We start from the raw sequence: 17,282 nt of genomic DNA, 5'->3' as shown, positions 1-17,282 counted from the left end.
CCCCAGGGGCCGGAAAGCTGGTGAAATAACATGGCCGATGTAATCCGTATTGAACGACTGAAGCGCACCTCGATGGTCTCGATCCATAACGGTATTGCCTATGTGGCAGGCATGTGCGGTAACAAGGACGAAACCATACAGGATCAGACCCGCGTTGCGCTTGAAAAGGTCGACCGTTGGCTGAAGGAAGCCGGAACCGACCGATCCAGGATTTTGCGCGCCACGGTCTGGATTTCAGATCAGAAGCACTTCGATGCCATGAATGAAGTGTGGGAGCAGTGGGTCGATCCAGAGAATCAGCCATCCCGCGCTGCAGGTGTCGTGCCGCCTGCGGCTCAAGGTTACGATGTCGAGATCATCGTAACGGCAGCAATCTGAGGGAACTGCCTCCAATGCAGACCAATAAGAGCGGCAAGCTTACTGTTGCGGTGATCGGAGCTGGCGTCGTGGGCCTTTCCACGGCCCGCTGGCTGCAAAAAAAGGGATTGGATGTAGTCCTCGTTGACCCGACGCCACCCCTGCCAGGTGTATCGTTTCGCAATGCTGCGTCGTTCGGCAATGCTGCAACGGTTGCGCCGTCAGGAATTTTCCCCACCGCCGCTCCCGGAATTCTCTGGAAAGTTCCCGGAATGTTGTTGCGTCGTGATGGGCCGCTTACGCTCTATTGGCGAGATCTTCTCGATCTCGCTCCATGGCTTGCTGCATTCCTTTCTGCGTCGCTGCGCAGGCGTCAGGACGGGACTATTTCCGCACTCGGTTCGCTGATGAAGGTGATAGAAGAGGGGCATGCGCCCTTGATGGAAGAAGTCGGTAACATTCATTTCGGACGCGGAACGGGTTCGATCCACCTTTACCGCACGGAAGAGGAAGCTCAGAACGCCAAGAGGTCCAATGATCGGCGGCGTGCTGAGGGAATCGAAGCGCAATACCTCTCGCTGGACGAAATAGCTGCCATGGAACCCAATCTCGCGCCGGGTTACATTGGCGGGACGATTTTTCCCGGTTGCTTTGTGATCGACAGCCCTGAAGCTTATTGCAGGGGCCTTGCCCAGATAATCCAAACGCACGGTGGCCGTTTCGTTGTGGCAAAGGCCGAGCGGATCGAAAGCGGCACCGATGGCGTGCGCGTTCATACTGGAAGCGAGGTCATTTCTGCTGACCGCATCGTAATTTCGGCTGGTGCCTGGTCGCGTGGTCTTTCCAATCAGCTTGGCGACCGCCTCAACATGAATACGGAGCGCGGTTATCACGTCGCGTTTGAACACGATGAGCCGCTGTTGACGCATCCGGTTATGTATCCGTCCGATGGGTTCTTCCTCACCCCGCTGTCTCATCAGATTCGTGCGGCAGGAACTGTAGATTTGGGCGGACTCGATAAGCCAGCACGTCAGTCACGCCTCGATGTTCTTGAAAATAAAGCTCGAAAAATGCTGCCTGCATTGGGCGACAGACAGGACACTTGGATGGGCTTCCGTCCCTCCACGCCTGACAGCCTCCCCTTTATCGGGCCATCCCGCAAGGATCCCCGCATCATCTATGCCTGTGGTCATGGCCACCTTGGGCTGACGCTCGGCGGTATTACCGGCAAATTCGTGTCCGAGCTTATGACGGGTGACAAGCCAAGCATCGATCTGTCGCCATTCTCTCCCGCCAGACATATGTTGAGGCTGAACTGATGACTTTCTCTATTGCTCTTCGCTGTCCGCAAACAGGACAGTTCGGCGTTGCAGGGGCGACCTCTTCGATGGCGATGGGTGCCCGTTGTCTGTTCGTCAATCATGACGCCGGTGCTGTCATCACCCAGCACCGCACTGATCCGCGTCTGGGTTTGACGGCACTGCGCCATCTGAGAAACGGGCTTTCAGCCCAGGAAACGCTGGACAAGATCGCTACTGCGCCCGGCATTGAATGGCGCGAACTTGCAATCGTCGATCGCAACGGTGCAACAGCGTTGCGGCAGGGCGTTCATCAGGAGCCGATCTATGCAAGCGCGTCCGCTCCAGGGATCGTCGCAGTTGGCAATATTTTGAGGAATGATCAGGTTCCGGCCGCAATGGTGGCAGCGGCGCTTGAAACAAGCGACAAGCCGGTTGCCGAGCGGCTGCTCGCGGCGCTTGATGCCGCACTGGAAGCGGGAGGCGAAATTTTCCCGTTATCCTCGGCGGCGCTCAAGGTCGCTGAATATCCGGATTTTTGTTCGATTGATCTGCGCATCGATCAGGCCGTCGAGCCGTTGGGAGAGCTGCGCAACCTCTGGAAAGCCTTTGAGCCGCAAATGGCCACTTTCGTAGAGCGGGTTCTGAACCCGGATTCAGGGGGGCGGGCAACCAACTCACTGGAAATTCTTTCATCCAAGGAGTCTAGACAATGAGAGTCACAGCGGTTCAAACGTTGATGGGTTTGTCGCCAGACGCCACGGTGCCTGCCGCGGAAGCGGCGATGGTAACGGCGATGCAGGCCGAGGATCGGCCAGACTTCCTCATTCTTCCCGAATATTTCAGCTATTACGGTCCTGACCAGAAGCGTTCGGTCGAACTTGCCCAGCCCTTGCGCGAAGCGCCCGCTTTCCGAATGGCGCAAGCATTTGCCAAGCGCCATGACGTCGCGGTGCAGGCAGGCACGATCCTTGCCAAGGTTCCCGGCGACGAGCGCGTCGCAAACGTCTCGGTCGTCTTTGATCGGCAGGGTGAGGTCATCGCCGAGTATCGCAAGATGCACCTGTTCGATATGGGTGATTTGGGCAGCGGGGCCTTCCGCGAATCCGACTATATCAAACCGGGCGATGAAATTGTCACCTGGGAGTTGGACGGCATTACTTTCGGTACTGCCATCTGCTTCGACGTCCGTTTTCCTGAACTCTTCCGTGCGCTGCGGCTCAAGGATGCTGAGATCATCACGCTTCCCGCCGCCTACACCGTGGTCACCGGTGAGGCGCACTGGGAGCTATTGGCTCGCGCACGTGCCGCAGAAACACAATGCCATTTCATTGCCTGTGGCCTTGGTGGCGCTGTGGTTGTCGATGGTCAGGAAAAACGTTGCTACGGTCATTCCGTCATTGTCGATGCCTGGGGGCAGGTCGTGGCGCGAGCCGGGCAAGGTGCAGACATCATCACAGCCAGTTTGGATATGGAGAAACTCCACTCAATTCGCAACAACATGCCGGTCATGAAGCAGCGTCGCCTCATGAGTGATGTAATACCCGGCTTCTAGAACTCAACTCAAAACACACGGATTTAACTGCCGCGCTTCTCCCAGGTGTGGCAGGGCAGGATTTTTGCGCGCTTTGTTCAGCCGATGGAAGACAGGTTTGGGCCGCGTATCATGGAAAGGTTTGAAGAATAATGGAAAAGGTTAACACGGTAGTTGTAGGGGCGGGCCAGGCTGGCTTGTCGATGAGCGAACACCTGAGCAAGGCCAATATCAGTCACGTTGTTCTTGAAAAGGGGCGAATTGCCGAGAGCTGGCGCTCAGCACGTTGGGATTCGCTGCGGGCCAATGGTCCAGCCTGGCATGATCGGCTGCCGAGCATGAGAATCCCTGACATCGAACAGGATGTCTTTACGCCCAAGGAGAAACTGGTCGACTATCTCTCGAGCTTTGCCGAAAACACCAAAACACCAGTTCGGACGGGTGTTACAGTGCTATCGGTCAAGAAATTGCCCAAGAAGCAGGGCTTTCTTGTGTCGACAACGGCAGGTGATTTCGAAGCCATTAATGTGATCGCGGCGACGGGCCCGTTCCAAGTTCCAGTAACGCCCAGGATCGTTCCTGAAACTGCTGACGTTGTCCAGATGCATTCGGTCGCCTACAAGAATCCGGATCAACTGCCCGATGGCGCAGTACTTGTCGTCGGGGCAGGTGCTTCGGGCGGCCAGATTGCTGAAGAACTGGTTGATACCGGTCGCAAGGTTTACTTGTCATTGGGGCGGCACATCCGTCCGCCGCGTTTTTATCGCGACCGCGAAGGCGCATACTGGACAGGCGTGCTGGGTCGATGGGATACCGTCAACCGCGACAAAAATGTCCAGAATATTGCTCTCGCTATCAGCGGCGTCCATACCAAGATGCCAATCGACTATCGTCTGTTGGCTTCCAAGGGCGCCGTTCTGGTGGGCCGCACAGAAGGCTATAGCGATGGAAAGCTTACATTTGCGGATGATCTCGCCAAGAACATTGAGGAAGGCAACAAGAGCTACCTCAATACGCTCGATGTGATCGATCGATATATTGAGTATAACGGGCTCGATCTGCCGGAATATCCGGATGCGCGCAACCTACTTCCGCCGACTGAATACGAAAAGAACGCTATCCTTGAGCTGGATCTGGCCGAGGCTGGCATCACCTCGATCATATGGGCCGCAGGCTTCAAGCGCGATTATAGCTGGCTTGAGCTGGATATCTTTGATGAGGACGGAAACCCTGTCCACGAACTTGGCGTCTCCAAGGAACCGGGCATCTATTTCCTGGGCTTACCGTTCCAGTCGCGGCGCCGGTCCAGCTTCCTGTTCGGGGTCTGGTATGACGCGAAATATATTTCCGACTACATTGCCATGATGCAGATGTATCACGACAAGTATAACACCTAACATGCGACCATGTTTTATTGTTTCCTCGCGGTGATTAACCGCGAGGGGCGCTTTAATCTCCTAAAGTAGAGCCAAAGTATCTTTCATTATCAAAATCGCTAAGATTCCATAAGAATAGATGCTAATGATTCGATGAGGGGCGATGATCTGTGGTATGTACCAAATTTGATATTAACGCCTCCACGCAATATATAATGAGCTGCAAACCAGTATTGTTACACCAAAAAACGTTACATTGTCGGGCAGCTCTGCGAAGAATAGCCAGCTGAAAAATGTAGAAGTGATGATTTCAATATAAGCGAACGGTGCGACAACTGAAGCTTCGCCATAGTGATAGGCTTTAATAATCAGATACTGTCCAGCAAGGCCAACCAAGGTCATTCCGACAGCCAGCATCCATTGAAATAGATCAAGCTCCTGCCAGAACATGAGCATCAAGGGTGTTACCACGATAAAAGCCGAAAAATGCGTTTGGAAAGTCAGAGCTATCGGCGCCACACTCTGCACCCCGCTGGTGCTCTTCTTGATTGCAATAACATATCCCGCCATCGCCGCACCTGAGACCAGAGCCAGAAGGCTACCTACTTCCAGCGCATGATGGGTTGGGCGGATGATGATCAAAGTGGCGGCAAAGCCAATCAGGAGAGCAACCCAGCGGGCGGCGCGCACCCTTTCCTTTAGAAATAGACCCGAGAACAAGGTCACAAATAGCGGTTGAACAAAGCTGATCGCCACCGCATCTGCGATTGAGAGAAATTTCAGAGAACTGAAAAAGCAAACACCAGCCAGAGCGCTGAAAAATCCGAGTCCGAAGGCATTCCACCAGCCTCGCGCTGGCGGAAGCATTGGATGACGACCCGCAATCATAAAGGGTACCAGAAAAAGAGTGCCGAGCAGCATGCGCAAGAAAATGACCTGCATCGCCGGTATTTGACTGGTCACCAGATATTTAGCTTGAACATCAATCATTGGAACAAGTGTCATCGCCAGCACCATCATCAAAATGCCGGATCCGTTCATATTGCTCTGACGCGTGAGCGCCACATTCAATGACATGATGTTACCCGTCCTCTGCGGAAATTTCCTGTGGGCTCGCGATACCGAGCCGAAGAAAACGCTCCGCCTGTGGTCTATGTGTTTCGTCGGCTGAAGAGATTGCTGCGTCGACGGGGAATTCCTCAGTCGAAATAACGTGCGGCTCGATCCTGAAAGCGATACCAGGTGCCCACCATAGGCAAGAACCATGGATTGCCGTTGTAGAAATATAGGCGCGGGAAATGGCTCCCGATTGTGCCGCGATCTGAGTTGGGAACCCCTAACATATACTCGGCCATTCGGTGACCGAGATAAGTTTGATTGGATATACCGCCACCGTTACAACAAGACAGATAATAGATTCCGTCTTCCATCCGTCCGCCATGTGAACAGAAATCATAAGCGAAGCAAACATTGCCAAGCCAGCCATGGCTCAATTCCACGCCACGCGTTTCGGGAAAAGTGTGTTCCATGAAGGTGCGCAATCCCGCCGCACCTTGTTCCTCTGTGGAGTTGCGAAACCGCGCTCGCCCTCCGAAAAGAATACGTTTGCCGTCCGGAGAACGGCGGAAGTAATAAAGAATATGTTTGGTATCGCCTACCGCTCGATTATTGGGGATCAGGCGTTCCAGCAAGTCGAAGGACATTTCCTCCGTAGCGATCATGTAGCTCTGCACCGGGATTGTTCGCTGGCGAAGCCATTTCACTTCCGGCCCAACATATCCGTTCAAACCCAACAGGATTTTTTCTGCTTGGATTTCCACTGTGGTTTCATTCTGGACATTCTCCAGAAACGCCACATGCCCTCCGCCGGATTTGCGAGCGCCCTCATAGCGCCAACCGGTAAAAATACGCACACCCAATGTCCGGGCGCGGTTAGCCAAAGCGCGGACATATTTGGCAGGATGAATGGTCCCTTGATCGTGTCGAACCATCGCACCGCGATAAATATCCGTCTTGAGCACGCTATGAATCTGCGTCTCGTCAAGGATTTCATACTTCGCCCGCTCTTGTGGGGCGAGGCTATCGCAAAAGGCCTTAAGCTTCGCCAGGTCTTTGCGTGAATGAGCGGCAGCGACACTTCCGGCAAGATTGAGGTCTATCGGATCTTGAAGAGTCTGCGCCCGCTTGATCATGAATTTCATGGATGAACCATAATCGTCCATGATCTCCCGTGCACGCTTTTCGCCGAAACGGGCGGTTGCTTGAGTGAGTGTGAACTTTGGCGCATTTCCGATCTGCCCGCCATTACGCGAACTGGCCCCCTCGCCAATGCGCATGGCATCAACGACCATGATATTGGTCTGCCCGGTTTCCGCCAATGTGATTGCGGCCGATAGGCCTGTATAGCCAGAGCCAATGATCAGAACGCTGCATGATGTTTTGTCGAACGCCCGTTCGCCATGCTGCGGTTCGGCTGCTTCCCACCAGAAAGGCGTGGTCTTCATGATATCCTCTCCATCATAACCTGACATTCACTGAGACAGCACGGAGCGCTTAAACGCGGCTCTCCAAAGCTGAGCCGTTATTGGTTTGTTGTGAAATAGATCTTCTTGACGGTGCTGGTGGTCTTCCAACTGCCAGTAAAACCGGGCTCAAGTACAACAAGATCGCCTGGGCCAAAATATTTCGGCTGTTCGACACCATCCTCGAACAGCATGATTTCTCCCTCAAGAATATAGAAGGTTTCAAGCGTGCTTGCGTCGCGCATGACACGATGATGACCGGTCGTTGCCGACCACACTCCACTGGCTATTGGCCCGTCGAGCAGGGGCCAGGATTGAAACTCTGGTGCTCCCTCAAGTACAAGTGTTGGGTTGGGCTGACTGGCCTCACCGGTCCCTAGATTTCCAGTTGCTGCTGATCTGAGTTTATTCACGCGTTCATTCCCCGTTTAATTGAGCAAGATGCAGTCTTTGGCGTCGAATGCGATCAGTACTGGTGCATCTGTTGAGAGGGCCCCATCGCGCGCGCTGCCGTAGGTCGCGATTGTGCGACCGTTTGGGAGAGAAACCGTATAGAGGACCCGATCCCCCGAGTATGTTGACGACGCCACCATACCGGAGAGCACGATGTCTCCAGTGGTTCGTGCTGTATCGGTTGGTAAGCCAAGTCGGATATCTTCCGGGCGCACGACCAGGTCTGCCCTGCCAATGCGGTCAGCAGCCGAGCTCAAATACGTTCCGCTCACGGTGAACTCGGCAGCATTGAACTGTGGTCCTGAGGACGTGAGACTGAGCGCACCTTCAAATATGTTCGACTTTCCGATGAAGTCGGCTACGAAGCGCGAGCCTGGTTTGCGATAGAGGTGATGCCCGGTGTCGTATTGTTCGATATGGCCATGGTTCATGACGGCGATGCCATCGGACATATGCATGGCTTCTTCCTGGTCATGCGTAACATTGATAAAGGTAGTTCCAAGCCGATGGTGGATGTCTCGCAATTGATCCTGCAAGTCGATACGCAGCTTCTTATCGAGGGCAGACATGGGTTCGTCGAGCAACAGAAGGTCTGGTTCAAATACCAACGCGCGCGCGAGCGCCACACGTTGTTGCTGACCGCCTGACAATTCATGCGGTTTGCGCCGCGCGAACTTGGTAAGCTGAACCAGCTCAAGCATGGCGTTGACCTGGCTGGAAATCTGATCGCGACTCTTGCGGCGAACTTTAAGCGGATAAGCAATATTGTCGAAGACGCTCATATGCGGGAACAAGGCATAGCCTTGAAAAACGAGGCCAAAATTACGCTTTTCTGGCTTGAGTGAGGTGATGTCACGTCCCTCCAGCCGGATTTCACCGCTTGATACATCTTCAAAACCGGCCAGAATTTTGAGCAAGGTGGTTTTTCCGGAGCCGGATGGCCCGAGTAACGTCACAAAACTGCCTTTGGCGATGCTCAATGATATATTGTGCAGGGCCTGCATGGTCCCGTAAAATTTGTTGATGTTGCTGATATTGATGAAGGCCATGATAGTGCTCCGTTTTATCGGAATTTCAGTGTTTTTCTGGTTTTCCGAGCTGCTGTAACCAGTGCATCAGTGCGAGCAATGCAAAGCTGATCAGTGATAGCAGCAATGCCACCACGACCAGTGTCGGCTGCAAGCGATCTCGCAGGCCAGAAAACAGCATAACAGGTAGTGTGGTGGATTCGGGGGAGGCGAGAAAAAGCGCTGCCACCACTTCGTCAAAGGAGGTCGTGAAGGCAAATAGAGCGCCAGCCATAAAGCCGGGAGCTGCAAGTGGTAGAGTGACTGTCATGAAACGGTGACGACGTGATGCCCCCAAAGAGGCGGCAGCCCGGTCAAGATCAGGATCGAGACCGCGCAATGACGTCATTACCGAAAGGAAAACCAGAGGTGCTGCAAGAATAGAGTGGGCAAGCACTAGTCCCCAATAGCTGCCGGACAGGCCCACTCGACCAAAGGAATAGGCAAAGGCAACACCAATGACGATGCTGGGAACAATCATCGGCGACACGAAAAGCGCGGTTAGAATGGTTTGCAGCCAGCGATTCAGAAGCATGACGCCAGTGGCAGCCAGCCCACCCACCAGCAGAGCTACAAGGGTTGTACCGACCGCCACCTTTAGACTATTGAGAAATGATCGCGCCCACTGCTCCTGCGCAAAGACTTCATGGAACCATTTTAGTGAAAAGCCTTCCATTGGATATGTCAGGAATGAGCTTTCATTGAAAGCCAATGGCATGATCAATACCAGAGGAATGACCAGAAAAGCCAGCGCCAGCAACGTCGAAGTCCAGAAGATGAAGCGGGACATTAGACGGCTCCCCCTCTGCGATTTGCAAGCCAGCGAAGCGTGCCGAAAAGGGAAACCAGTATCAGAACGGTACCGAGAAGTAGTACGGAAAGCGCCGAGGCCATACCCCAGTTTAGGGCACGCTTGACGAAGTCTGCGATATAGAATGACAACATCTGGTCTTTCGGGCCGCCCGTAAGCGCCGGTGTGATGTAAAAGCCAAGAGCGAGAATGAACACCGTTCCAGCTGCCACTCCAACGCCGCGCAGGCTTTGCGGAAAATAGACGCGCAGAAAGGATTCTACCGCACCTGCACCGAGACTTCGCGATGCATCTACTTGCGACTTCGGGATTGTGCGCATCACGTTCATCATTGGAATAATGGCGAATGGGAGCAGGACATGTGTCATGGCAACGATCACGCCGAAGCGATTGAAAATCAGCTGTAGCGGTTCATCTATCAGGCCGGTCCAGAGGAGAAAGGTGTTCAGGATGCCGGATGTCTGCAGCAGGATCACCCATGCAGTCGTGCGCACGAGGATCGAAGTCCAGAAACTCATCAAGACTGCAACGAGGATAAACGCGGCCATTCTACGTGGAGCGTGTAGCGCGGCATAGGCAAGCGGGTAACTGATCAGCAAGGTGACGAGGGTGACCTCAACCGCAATGGTCAGCGTGCGACCCATGATCTGAAGATATATATCGTCGCCACCAGCCTCAAGTCTGCCTTCTTCGTTCACCTTGAAGCCGGTGGCCCTCTCAAAGTGACGCAAGCTGATCCTGTCGGAGTTTTGTGCTATTACTGTCCAATATTTTTCTTCGTTCCAGCGCGGATCGAAGTCGGTCAAACTAGGAAGATCGGCTTTTATCGTATTGGCGGCACGGGCTGTCTTTAGAAACAGCGTTCGGAAACCGCTCAGTTCCTGATTGAGTTCGCGGGCGACAGCGGCCTGCTGGCTGGCGTGCATCGCTCGCATATCGGTCACAAGTGCTGCAGCCTGGGCATTGCGATCATGACTGTCCGCGCGGTTGAAGTTTATCAGGCTGCCTGACAGTTCTCGATTGTCGAGACTGAGCGAAATGACCGAGCCTATCGGCACCAAGTAGAGAAATGTATATAGGACGAGCGGGACAGCAAGGCAGGCAATAGCTGCCAATCCGCTGCCGCCCGGTTTGCGGGACGCTGCAATCATTCTGCTCGCCTTTTTGGGATGTTTGTTCCGGCGGATCGACCGCCGGAGGCTCTCAACAAGGAGTATTTGACTGACTGGAGTTTATTGTGTCGCCCATCGGGTCCAGCGCTCTGTCAGGTCATCCAGATGCTCTACCCAAAAAGTATCGGAATAAAAGGCCGCATCCTTGATATTGTCCGCAGCAGGCAATTCTTTCAGCATTTCCGGTGTTAGAGATTCCGCCGCTTTGGTGTTGGACGGGCCATAGGGCATCAGGGATGAGAATTTTGCCTGGTTCTGTGGGTCGTTGACGATTTTGAAGATATCGTTGATCTTGTCCTTGTAAGGCGAGCCCTTGACCATCGCCCAACCATCCATGTTAACCAGATGGTTCTTCCAGACAAATTCAATAGGCTTGCCTTCCCGCTTAGCCATGACCGCGCGACCATTATATCCGGTGGACATGGCGACATTATTGCTGGCAAGCCATTCTATGGGTTGTGCGCCCGATTCCCAAAATTGCAACAGGTCCTTGATTTTGTCGAATTGCGCAAATGCCCGATCCACTCCTTCTGGTGTAGCCAGCACTTCATAGACCTTATCTGGGGCTACACCATCGGCCATGAGAGCGTATTCGAGGTTCATGCTAGGACTATTGCGGATACCACGTTTGCCGGGAAACTTTTCGCGATCGAAAAAGTCCTTCCAATCAAGCGGCGGCTGAGGAAACGCCTTAGAATTATAGGCATAACCATTTCCTATTACCACATTGCCGACACCACATGGCGTTGCGGCCCCCGGTAACAGATTGCTCTCACCAATCGCTTTCCAATCAAGTTCTTCCAACAGGCCTTCGTCACAGGCCAGTTGCAGCTCTGAGCCTCCCATGATGAGAAAATCCCAGGTAACATTGCCGGTATCTACCATGGCCTTGATTTCAGCCAGTCCGCCAAGATAGGTCGTCTCAACTATGTTGACGTCCAATTTCTCCGCAATGGACTTGAAATAGGCCTCGCGCTGAGCATCTTGATAATTCCCACCCCACCCGGCGATAGTTAGGTCTCTTGCCATAGCAGTGGCAGAGACGGATGTCATGACGGCGCAAAGTGCTGCAATCCTGATAGCTCTCATGATGATTCCTCCCAAAATCCCGAGATACTGTTCCCCACGTTCGATCGGCCTGAATAGAGATGTTCTTGATTGCGATCCGCACGTGTTATGTTAAAATTATGACTGTATTAAAATTTTTGTCAAATATTTTTAATACAATTAAATTGATTGGTGTATTAATGAATGCAAAGATTCAGTCTTTGAGAGGGTGGCATATGTCGACAGAACTGAGTGTCATGGAATCGCAAAGCGATGCTGTTCAGGTTGGTGAAACTTTGCGGCTTCGTCGCCAGATGCGAGGTATGTCGTTGAAGCAGGTGGCTGAGCCTGCCGGGATATCCGTGGGCATGTTGAGCCAGGTGGAACGCGGATTGGCTGCTCCCTCTATCAAAACCCTCAGGGCCATTTGTTCTGCGATGGATATGCCAGTCAACTGGCTTTTCCATCGGGACAACAACCTCGAAAATCAGGCTAACGAGTTTATTGTACAGAGCAATAGCCGGCGCTCTTTGACCTATAATGATGGCGCACTGATCAAAGAATTGCTGACACCTGACACCCAGCCGCAAATTCAGATGCTTCGCTTTCTGATGGAACCGGGTGCGGATTCGGGCGAGCCCTATTCCAATGCTGATGGGGGGAAATGCGGTCTGGTGCTGCGGGGGACACTCGGGTTGGAACTTGATGAAAGGCAGTTCGTTATCAATACTGGCGATAGTTTTGCGTTTCCTGCTCGGTCCATGGTTCGGTTCTGGACAGTAGGCGAAACCACGTGCGAGGTTATTTGGGTGGTTTCTCCCGCGACCGTTTAGGTCGCTGGAGTGTGCATTTAAGTCAATAGCGTATGGAAAATCTGATCTATCTAAACTCTCTTGTTTTCGGACAAGATTAAGCCCTTCTGAACCAGTGTGTTATGTGTTTCTGCACAGATTTGCGATAGATGTTTTACGAGAGATTCAGAACTGGCAACGATCGGCCGGTTGAAGGGGCTGAGGACAGACAGCACAAAATCCTGGGCGGGTAAAAAGGGTTTCAAGACCAGGCCTTGCTGCTCGTAGCTGAGCGCTGTGAGGGGATTGACGATGGAGGCACCCAAGCCTTTCAGAACCAATTCGCATACACCGCCAGCAGATTGCGACGACAGGAACAGGCGACGCTGCGTACCCGCCATATCGAATATGCGTTCCACGCTGAGCCGATAAGGATCCCGCGGGCCGAGGCTTATAAAATTAATACCTTCAAAATCGGCTGGTTCGAGGAAGTCCCGGGTTGCGAGCGGATGCTGCGGAGGCAAAACGGCGACGAGCTTGAAAGTCCACAGAATGCGAGCATCGGCATCGCGCTCCGTGTAGACGTCCTCGATCAATCCGATATCGAAGTTGAAGCCTGAAATGCTTGATTGATTGCGTGGGTCGACGGTGCTGATTTGCAGAGTTAAATCAGGATGATCTGCATTCAACCGCTTAACCGCCTCCGGCAATATAGTCAGTGCAAAGGCTGGCAGAGAGGAAACCGTCAGGATTTCCTCCGAGGCCTCCCGCAGGCGATCAATAAAGCCGTTGATTCGATCCAGGCCAATGAATGAAGCCTGCACTTCCTCAAACAGTTTGAGCGCTCTTGCCGTCGGTACCAAGCGCTGCAAACGTCGTTCGAATAGACGAAATCCAATATGCTCTTCCAGTCTGGACAGCTCGCGAGTGATGGTGGGTTGGGATGACCCAAGAGCAGCGGCAGCGGCCGTGACAGTGCCAAATTTCATCGTGGCGCGGAAAATTTCTACTTGACGAACATTGATATGGTTTTTCCGCGATTGCATGGGTTTCTCGCTTTAATTGCGCCGTCTGGCCGCCACTTCATATCCAATATGCATGAACTTCTAATAAGTTTTCTATATCAAATAAAAAATTTCCTTGGCTAAATCAGAACAGAACAAGGGGATAGAAATGAATACTACAACTCTCATCTCAACGTCCCATCCGGCGGAGCGCGCTTTGGCAGACGCGCTGGCATCGACCGGTGGAGCGCTCGATGAAAGCCAGGTTGGGGTTGCAGCCTGCATCTACAACGCAACACTGCGTTCGTGCGACCCTGGCCCCTTCCTCCAATCGCCATGGTATGGGCATCAGGCTGACAAGCCGATTTATCCGGCAAGCGTTATCAAGCTGTTCTTTCTGGACGCTCTGGCTGCATTCCGTGAGGACGGCGTGATTGCGGAAGATGAGGAAGACGATCGCGCTGCTGCACAGATGATGGCGATTTCTTCCAATGAGGCCACTGTTTACCTCGTTGGCCGTCTAACAGGAGCGGATGACGGTGCATGCCTGCAAGGCAAAGCGCTTGAAGACTGGTGCGCCGCGCGCCACCGCGTCCAGCAATGGTACGATTCACAAAACCGTATGGAATTTGCAGGCATCAATGTCTTGCACGGTACCTACGAAGACAGTCCCTATGGGCGAGCCAAACAAATCCGCAATGGCCAGAACGGCAATCTGCTTACACCTTTGTCGGGTGCTGCACTATTGCACGACATCGCGCGCGATGCCCGTCCGCGATCAAAGTGGATGATGGGGCTGATGAATCGCGAATTTCAGCGGCATCCGAACGATGCTGAGCCGGAAGGGGATCAGGTTCGCGGCTTTCTGGTTGAGGGCTTGCCGCCTGAAGTGATGACCTGGTCGAAAGGTGGGCATACGTCCTGGACCAGACATGATCTGGTTTATGGGGAGGCGCCGGATGGCAAAAGTTTTGTCTTGTTCGTCATGTGTGACAGCAAGTGGGCGGCAGACGACAAAACCTTCCTTCCCACATTCGCGAAGCGCTTTCACGAATATGCGTTTCAAAGCTAAGCAAAGATAAAACCAATCAAACATAAGGGGAAAAGATGAATTATCGCTCGATTATCAAGGCGGCGCTGTTGGGCGCGGCATTGACGGTGGCTGTACCAGCGTTCTCAGCTTGGGCCGATGCCCCCCAGTCCGGTGGCACATTGCATTTGGCGGCGCCCTATGGCGCAGCTCTCAAGAGCCTGGATCCGCATGCGACCTATACATCGCAGGATATGGTCGTCTCCAAGGCGTTTCATCGGTCCCTCTATACGTGGGAATCGGAAAAGAACGCGCCGGCACTCGATCTTGCCAGGTTGGTAAAGATCAGCGAAGATGGCAAGACGTTCACTTATGAACTTTTCGACAATATCTATTTCCACAATGGCCGCAAACTGACGACGGACGATGTGGTGTGGTCTTACACGCGTATCATGGACCCCACGAAAGGCTATCCGGGGGCGGTACAAGTCGGAACACTGGCTGGCGCGCAGGAATATGCGAAGGGTGAAGCCAAGGAAATCAGCGGCATCAAAAAAATCGACGACCGCACTTTCTCTCTGACATTCAAGGATCTCGTCGATCCCGGAACGCAGTTCTTCGAAGCCATAACGGCGATTTTGCCGAGGGAAGAAGTGGAAAGCGGAAATTTCCTTTCTCATCCTGTGGGGTTAGGGCCATTCAAATTTGAAAGCCATGTCGAGGGTTCCAAGATTTCCGGCAAGAAATTTGATAAATACTTCAAATCGGGCAAACCTTATGCCAATGCGGTTGAATTCACCATTTCCGGTGATAATAGCGCGCTTGATATGGCTTTCCGTGCAGGTGAGCTGGACGCCACCGTTTTGTCGGAAAATGCCTATGTTCTCTACAAGGCCGATCCTGAACTTTCCAAAGGTTTGATCGAACTTTCAGAAGTCTTCACGCGGCATATGGGCATGAATACCGATAAGAAGCCTTTCGATGATGTGCGTGTGCGTCAGGCGATCAATTATGCTGTTGATCGCGATATCATCATCCGCAAGCTTCTCAAGGACAAGGCGTACAAAGCAACAGGCTGGTTACCGGCCACTGCCGCAGCTTTCGACAAGGAACGCGCACCTTATCCCTACGATCCGGCCAAGGCGAAGCAACTGCTGGCACAAGCAGGCTATCCGAACGGCTTCGAGGTCACGATCTCGGTGACGGAAGGAACTTCGAGCCTTGGAGTTTTGGAAGCAATGATGCCGTTTCTCAAGGAGGTAGGCATTACTGCCACGGCAAAAGTCGTGGATTCCAATACGCTTGTTGACGAAATGGATCAGGGTAAAGCAATGGCCTGGTTCCGCTCGGCGGGGACAGGCCCGGATTCGCTCAATGCATTGCGCTGCTTCGATAGCCGCGTAAGCCGTTCTGGCTGCAATCGCAGTGCGTTCAAAGATCCGGCTTACGATGCGATCCTCGATGAGGCTGCAGCCGAAGCGGATCCAGCCAAACGTGTGGAACTGTTGAAAAAGGCTGACGGCTATATTTTCGAAAAAGCGCCTGTTTGGTTCAACAACTACAACAAGGCTGTAGTGGCAACCCAACCATGGATTCATGGTGTTGACGCAAACGTGACCGAAGCAGCAATTATCGAGGTAGATTCGCTTTGGCTCGACGATAATGCTCCCGGCAGGCAGTGAGCCAGAATAGCCCAGCACCGTGCACCCGAAAGGATGTGCGGTGCCAGACTGCCGGGATAAGCGAAAGCGCCTCTCGAATGTCGTTCAAATACAGCGTTCAGAAGTGAACGCTTTCAGCGCTTTCGGTCCGTGCGGTCGGAGTGCGCTCCAGACACAATTATGGATATTCTTATGTTGATGGTGATTGGCAGACGAATGCTGCAATCTCTGGTCACGGTCTTTGCTGCAATAACGTTGATTTTCTTTCTATTCAGCGTGATGCCCGGCACGTTTGTGTCATCGCTTGCAGGTGATAAACGTGACATTGACCCAGCGGTTGTGGAACGTATCGAAAAAGAACTGGGGTTGAAAGACCCCCTGTTAGACCGGTTCGGCAAATATATCACCGGACTTGCAACTGGCGATCTCGGGAAGTCATTCTCCACGCAGCGCCCGGTTACGGCCATGTTGTCTGGCCGAATTGTCGCCTCGTTCAAGCTTGCCGTTGCCGCTATTTTCTTTGCCATCATCATTGGCTTGCCGCTCGGCTTTCTGGCTGCGGTGCGACAAGGTACCTGGCTTGATACAACGGCTATGATAACAGCTGTATCGGGTCTGTCTTTGCCTGGTTTCTGGTTCGGCTTGCTGGCTATGTATTTCGTTTCGCTGAAACTGGGACTGTTGCCTACCTTCGGTTATGGTAACGGCAATCTAAAGAACCTGATACTGCCAGCTCTGGCTCTTGGCATTGCCCCGATGGCGCTTTTGGCCCGCACGACCCGCGCAGCCGTTCTCGAAACCATGAATGCCGATTTTGTTCGCACTGCCAGATCAAAAGGTAATTCGGAATTCCGCATTGTGACCAAGCACATGGCGCGGAATGCATTCGTTTTGATACTGACAACGATCGGCTTGCAGTTCGGTTCAATGCTAGGCGGATCGGTGGTCATCGAAAATCTCTTTGCCTGGCCGGGTATCGGTTCGCTGCTTACGCAGTCGGTCTCCATGCGTGACATTCCAACGGTACAGGGCTGCATTCTTGTGATCGTGCTCTTCTTTCTCGTCATCAATACGCTTGTCGATATCGCATATCTCGCGATCGATCCGCGCATTCGATATCGGTGATCGCTTATGGAAAAGCGTCCTCTGCAGTTATTCA

General features: G+C 53.1%; 17 protein-coding genes. 9 read left to right on the top strand and 8 right to left on the bottom strand.

Annotated elements, in window-relative coordinates; translation table 11 throughout:
- Positions 1-30: 30 nt before the first annotated feature.
- The 5 genes from F9K91_RS01815 to F9K91_RS01795 all read left to right on the top strand — a co-directional run bounded on the left by F9K91_RS01815 (position 31) and on the right by F9K91_RS01795 (position 4,586).
- Positions 31-378: a RidA family protein gene (locus tag F9K91_RS01815; protein WP_151556288.1), complete on the top strand. Its 348-nt coding sequence runs from the start codon at positions 31-33 to the stop codon at positions 376-378.
- Between the two features lie 14 nt (positions 379-392).
- Entirely contained in the window at positions 393-1,676 is a 1,284-nt protein-coding gene (locus tag F9K91_RS01810) for an NAD(P)/FAD-dependent oxidoreductase (RefSeq protein ID WP_151556289.1), read from the top strand.
- Entirely contained in the window at positions 1,676-2,371 is a 696-nt protein-coding gene (locus F9K91_RS01805) for a DUF1028 domain-containing protein (RefSeq protein ID WP_151556290.1), read from the top strand. Before F9K91_RS01810 ends, F9K91_RS01805 begins: the two co-directional genes overlap by 1 nt.
- Positions 2,368-3,210: a carbon-nitrogen hydrolase family protein gene (locus F9K91_RS01800; protein ID WP_151677042.1), complete on the top strand. Its 843-nt coding sequence runs from the start codon at positions 2,368-2,370 to the stop codon at positions 3,208-3,210. The genes F9K91_RS01805 and F9K91_RS01800 overlap by 4 nt, the downstream gene beginning before the upstream one ends.
- Before the next feature lie 131 nt (positions 3,211-3,341).
- Entirely contained in the window at positions 3,342-4,586 is a 1,245-nt protein-coding gene (locus tag F9K91_RS01795) for a flavin-containing monooxygenase (protein ID WP_151677041.1), read from the top strand.
- A gap of 171 nt (positions 4,587-4,757) precedes the next feature.
- Here the strand turns inward: F9K91_RS01795 and F9K91_RS01790 are convergent, their stop codons facing one another.
- From F9K91_RS01790 to F9K91_RS01760, 7 genes are all read right to left on the bottom strand, one after another.
- Positions 4,758-5,642 carry a DMT family transporter gene (locus F9K91_RS01790; RefSeq protein WP_167522150.1) on the bottom strand — a complete coding sequence of 295 codons (885 nt, stop codon included), beginning with the start codon at positions 5,640-5,642 and terminating at the stop codon, positions 4,758-4,760.
- 122 nt (positions 5,643-5,764) lie between these two features.
- The gene (locus tag F9K91_RS01785) at positions 5,765-7,069 is read right to left on the bottom strand and encodes an NAD(P)/FAD-dependent oxidoreductase (RefSeq protein ID WP_167522149.1); all 1,305 of its coding nucleotides are present in this window, start codon (positions 7,067-7,069) and stop codon (positions 5,765-5,767) included.
- Positions 7,070-7,146: 77 nt separating this feature from the next.
- Complete coding sequence (locus F9K91_RS01780; protein ID WP_151556295.1) at positions 7,147-7,500, bottom strand: cupin domain-containing protein; 354 nt, start codon at positions 7,498-7,500, stop codon at positions 7,147-7,149.
- A 15-nt stretch (positions 7,501-7,515) separates the two neighbouring features.
- A complete protein-coding gene (locus F9K91_RS01775) occupies positions 7,516-8,589 on the bottom strand; it encodes an ABC transporter ATP-binding protein (protein WP_167522148.1) in 1,074 nt (357 codons plus the stop codon).
- A 25-nt stretch (positions 8,590-8,614) separates the two neighbouring features.
- Positions 8,615-9,397, bottom strand: coding sequence for an ABC transporter permease (locus F9K91_RS01770; protein ID WP_151677039.1), 783 nt, complete (start codon positions 9,395-9,397; stop codon positions 8,615-8,617).
- Complete coding sequence (locus tag F9K91_RS01765) at positions 9,397-10,569, bottom strand: ABC transporter permease (protein WP_151677038.1); 1,173 nt, start codon at positions 10,567-10,569, stop codon at positions 9,397-9,399. The genes F9K91_RS01770 and F9K91_RS01765 overlap by 1 nt, the downstream gene beginning before the upstream one ends.
- Before the next feature lie 81 nt (positions 10,570-10,650).
- Positions 10,651-11,679: an ABC transporter substrate-binding protein gene (locus F9K91_RS01760; protein ID WP_151651314.1), complete on the bottom strand. Its 1,029-nt coding sequence runs from the start codon at positions 11,677-11,679 to the stop codon at positions 10,651-10,653.
- A gap of 65 nt (positions 11,680-11,744) precedes the next feature.
- Between F9K91_RS01760 and F9K91_RS01755 the strand changes: the two genes are divergently transcribed.
- Positions 11,745-12,470, top strand: coding sequence for a helix-turn-helix domain-containing protein (locus F9K91_RS01755; protein WP_235912719.1), 726 nt, complete (start codon positions 11,745-11,747; stop codon positions 12,468-12,470).
- 50 nt (positions 12,471-12,520) lie between these two features.
- Here the strand turns inward: F9K91_RS01755 and F9K91_RS01750 are convergent, their stop codons facing one another.
- A complete protein-coding gene (locus F9K91_RS01750) occupies positions 12,521-13,474 on the bottom strand; it encodes a LysR substrate-binding domain-containing protein (protein ID WP_151556300.1) in 954 nt (317 codons plus the stop codon).
- 127 nt (positions 13,475-13,601) lie between these two features.
- Here F9K91_RS01750 and F9K91_RS01745 point away from each other — a divergent pair, with 127 nt between their 5' ends.
- The 3 genes from F9K91_RS01745 (at position 13,602) to F9K91_RS01735 (ending at position 17,248) form a co-directional block, all read left to right on the top strand.
- On the top strand, positions 13,602-14,504 hold the full coding sequence (locus F9K91_RS01745) for a serine hydrolase (protein ID WP_151677037.1): 903 nt from the start codon (positions 13,602-13,604) through the stop codon (positions 14,502-14,504).
- Between the two features lie 35 nt (positions 14,505-14,539).
- A complete protein-coding gene (locus F9K91_RS01740; RefSeq protein WP_151677036.1) occupies positions 14,540-16,144 on the top strand; it encodes an ABC transporter substrate-binding protein in 1,605 nt (534 codons plus the stop codon).
- Between the two features lie 171 nt (positions 16,145-16,315).
- Positions 16,316-17,248 carry an ABC transporter permease gene (locus F9K91_RS01735; RefSeq protein WP_151677035.1) on the top strand — a complete coding sequence of 311 codons (933 nt, stop codon included), beginning with the start codon at positions 16,316-16,318 and terminating at the stop codon, positions 17,246-17,248.
- Positions 17,249-17,282: the final 34 nt, after the last annotated feature.

The sequence above is a fragment of the Brucella tritici genome, from assembly GCF_008932295.1.
Lineage (GTDB): Bacteria > Pseudomonadota > Alphaproteobacteria > Rhizobiales > Rhizobiaceae > Brucella > Brucella tritici.
Note: the sequence above shows the minus strand (reverse complement) of the source record. Positions and strands in the feature narration are given on the sequence as shown.